3 protein-coding genes are annotated in these 3,320 nt (G+C 45.3%); all 3 read left to right on the top strand.

The genetic code is table 11. The features are described 5' to 3' along the window. Nucleotides 1-354: 354 nt before the first annotated feature. The 3 genes from C4B57_08110 (at nucleotide 355) to C4B57_08100 (ending at nucleotide 3,269) form a co-directional block, all read left to right on the top strand. Nucleotides 355-915 (top strand): hypothetical protein, encoded by a 561-nt coding sequence (locus C4B57_08110; protein PXF54245.1) that lies wholly within the window; start codon nucleotides 355-357, stop codon nucleotides 913-915. A 156-nt stretch (nucleotides 916-1,071) separates the two neighbouring features. Further along, nucleotides 1,072-1,398: a hypothetical protein gene (locus C4B57_08105; GenBank protein PXF54244.1), complete on the top strand. Its 327-nt coding sequence runs from the start codon at nucleotides 1,072-1,074 to the stop codon at nucleotides 1,396-1,398. An 11-nt stretch (nucleotides 1,399-1,409) separates the two neighbouring features. Beyond that, on the top strand, nucleotides 1,410-3,269 hold the full coding sequence (locus C4B57_08100; protein ID PXF54243.1) for a hypothetical protein: 1,860 nt from the start codon (nucleotides 1,410-1,412) through the stop codon (nucleotides 3,267-3,269). Nucleotides 3,270-3,320: the final 51 nt, after the last annotated feature.

The raw sequence follows: 3,320 nt of genomic DNA, 5'->3' as shown, positions 1-3,320 counted from the left end.
CCTTGCGATATTCTTTGCTTATGGCGATAACCTCCCATGAGCAAGTTTACCACGATCCCTTAACTGCTGAAGCCTTTCGCCTGAAAGGCGAAGGTTTTAGACCTGGCGCATGGAAAAATAAATAATACAAAGGAAATAAGGGTAATTGTAATGTGGATGGATAGAGGAACACAAAAGCAAGTGTCTATTACGTCTATGAAGGCAGATATAATATGAAAATATTTGTAATTATTCAGGTTCAAAGTTCCAAGGTTCACGGTTCAAGGTTAGAAAACAATGAAGATAGAGCAATATGAAAAGCGAAAAGTAGCCAACCCTGAACTCTGAACACGAAAACCTAAAAGGATATAATATATGAGATATATATTACATATCGGAAACAATGAAAAAGGTTCTACCCTAATAATCTCGGTACTAATTCTGGTCCTTCTTACCGTTATAGGAATAGCGGCAACGAATACCAGTACAATAGAGGTTCTTATATCAGGAAATGATAAGGTACATAAAATGGCCTTTCACGAGGCAGATGGCGGGACCGAGGTGGGGATTGAGCTGGTTGAACAGAATATTTATATGGCCGGGTTCAGTGCTGCTGATCTCGCAAGTCTCGGAGATATTAATGCAACCAGCGCCAGTCTCTATCTTAACACTGCTTCCGGCATGCCTTCCGATAATAACAGGGATGCTTACTTTCCAAGGAATTATGGAGGAAATGGCCCTCACACCAATCTAAGAGTCGGCGGAAATACCGAATTGTCAACCGGTAGCGCCATCCAAATGGCGGCAGGTTACGAAGGTATAGGCAAAGGAGCAGGAGGCGGCGGAGGTAGAATAGTTTATGACATCTGGTCTCAACATATCGGAGTGGCAAACAGTGAAGACATGATATTACTCCAATGGATGCATGTTATGTAAGGACGCAAATAGGTAGGTTATGGAAATATATGTATACGTGAGACAGGCGACAATCCGTCACTCCTAAGTGATGATAACCGTGATATCCATATCCCCATAATTTTGTCATGTAATACATAACAGCTTTCAAATTTTACAAATACATTAGGTGTGATCATGAAAGACAAATCAAAAAGCGTGTTTACCGGCACACTGATTACTATTGCCTTGGTCTTATGTCTGGCTGGTTATGTCCCGGCCCACACACAGTGGGTAAGCGGTGTTGTTACAACCAGTCCATGGAAGGAAAGACATGAACATATCAGGGTAAATAATGTTACATACACTCTTATGCCAAAAATTGTCAACGTAACAATACGCCATCAAACCGATTCCGGCATCTGGTCTGAAAAAACAATATCCCTGGACGACATTAGAAGAGGCCAGAAGATCATGATCAGGGTGCAGGGGCATAGAATCTATCAGATCATTGTCATTGAATAGGAGTAATAGCTATGAAAAGACTTCTTACAGTATTGCTAGCAGCCGGGTTACTTTTTGCATTAGGACCCCCTGGTGGCGTTGCCATGTCCGTAGCCGCTACTGCCAGCGAATATCAAGCTGTTCCCCCATTTGTGACAGCTGAAGTACCTCCCCTTGTAATGCTGGTAATGGGCAGAAATCATAAATTATATTACGAGGCATATAACGATGCGTCAGACCTGAATGGAGACGGTGAATTAGATGTGGGATACAATCCGGATATCGAATACTATGGATATTTTGATTCGCACAAGTGCTACATATACAACAGCGGCAATGGCCGGTTTGAACCATCCTCCGTTACCATCGATAAGAAGTGTTCGGCAGCCGGTGAATGGAGCGGCGATTTCCTGAATTATCTCACCATGTCCAGAATGGACTGTCTCAGAAAGGTCTTGTATGGGGGATACAGGTCAACGGATAGCAGTGTTGCAGGAAGCTCATCGGTTGTCCTGGAAAGGGTCTTTATCCCTCAGGATGCCCATAGCTGGGGCAAGGAATACGAGAGCGTCGCAAGGGATGGATATGACATTAGTGACTATACACCCCTTGAGCTTCCCAACAGTGGAACAAGGCATCTCTTTGCGTCCACCACGCTATCCAACAGCGGCGACCCAATTTTGAGGGTGCTCCCTAACAACACCCATCGCATCTGGGAATGGGTGGCCAAAGAACGTCCTGTGTGTGACAACTCCCTGGAAACAGGCGGTGGAGGGCACCCAGGTCATCCTGCCAATCATGGTGAATATGAAAGTCTGGTCTTGAACTATGCAGTGGATAGCAACAAATTTGGCTCTGGCCCGCCACCCAATGGGAGAATTGATGGCAACGGCAATCCCTGGGGAGATGGTTACAGCCCTTATAATAGCGGCCATCCTGACCAGCAAAACTATTTGACTATCTTTACTGGTAAGCTGAATATTACGACTGCGGGCACCTATGAATTTGCAGTGGATGGTGACGATGCCGTAGAGTTTATCATAGATGGGACGCTTCCGCCTGTCTCTGGCTGGTATGGCCCGCATTGTGACTGCTATTGTAACGGCCAGCCAAATCCCGAAAGATCCGAATGTACGAGCAATAGCCCTTACAAAGGTACAATTTATCTTGAGTCAGGCGAACATACCATCGAATTTCGTCACGAAGAGGCGGGGGGTGGTGACAATTACTGGCTTTACTGGAAAGGGCCGGATAGCGGGGACGCGTGGGGAATAGTCCCGTCGACCAGCTATTCAGATCTTATACAGACCACATATGCATTGGAAACAAGCGGTTCAACTATCACCGATTACGCAGTCAGAGTCATGGTCTGCGACCCCTCCATGCCAGAAGCAAACTGCAAGATCTATCCCTCAGGCACTTCTAAACCTATAGGCATCCTCCAGCGATACGGCGAACCCGGGAAGATGTATTTTGGCCTCATAACCGGATCATATACAAAGAATACATCCGGGGGCGTATTAAGGAAAAACATCCACTCAATTGCAAATGAAATCGATCCTGATACAGGTGAGTTCAGATATCAGGATGACGCCAGTGTTGACGGTATCGTAAAGACCATTGATAAGCTGCGGATTGTGGGTTTTGGTTATCCGGCGGACGGATACTATTATTACTACCATTGCAATTGTGGCTGGATAACCACTAGGCCCATCAATGAAGGTGAGTGCCGGATGTGGGGGAACCCCCTTGGGGAGATGATGTATGAAGGGTTGAGGTATTTTGCCGGCAAGGCAAATCCCACCGGTGACTTTATCTATGGAGTCTGTCCCGCAAATATTAGTTGCAAAATGAGGCCGAATTCGGTAAAATATTATATAATTTCAACATGATAATTGCTTTTTGAGGGCCTCATGAACTACAATTTCAGAAGCTATAATCCG

This window comes from Deltaproteobacteria bacterium (assembly GCA_003194485.1).
GTDB lineage: Bacteria > Desulfobacterota > Dissulfuribacteria > Dissulfuribacterales > UBA3076 > UBA3076.
The sequence above is the reverse complement of the archived record's forward strand: the minus strand, read 5'-3'. Positions and strand labels throughout refer to the sequence as shown.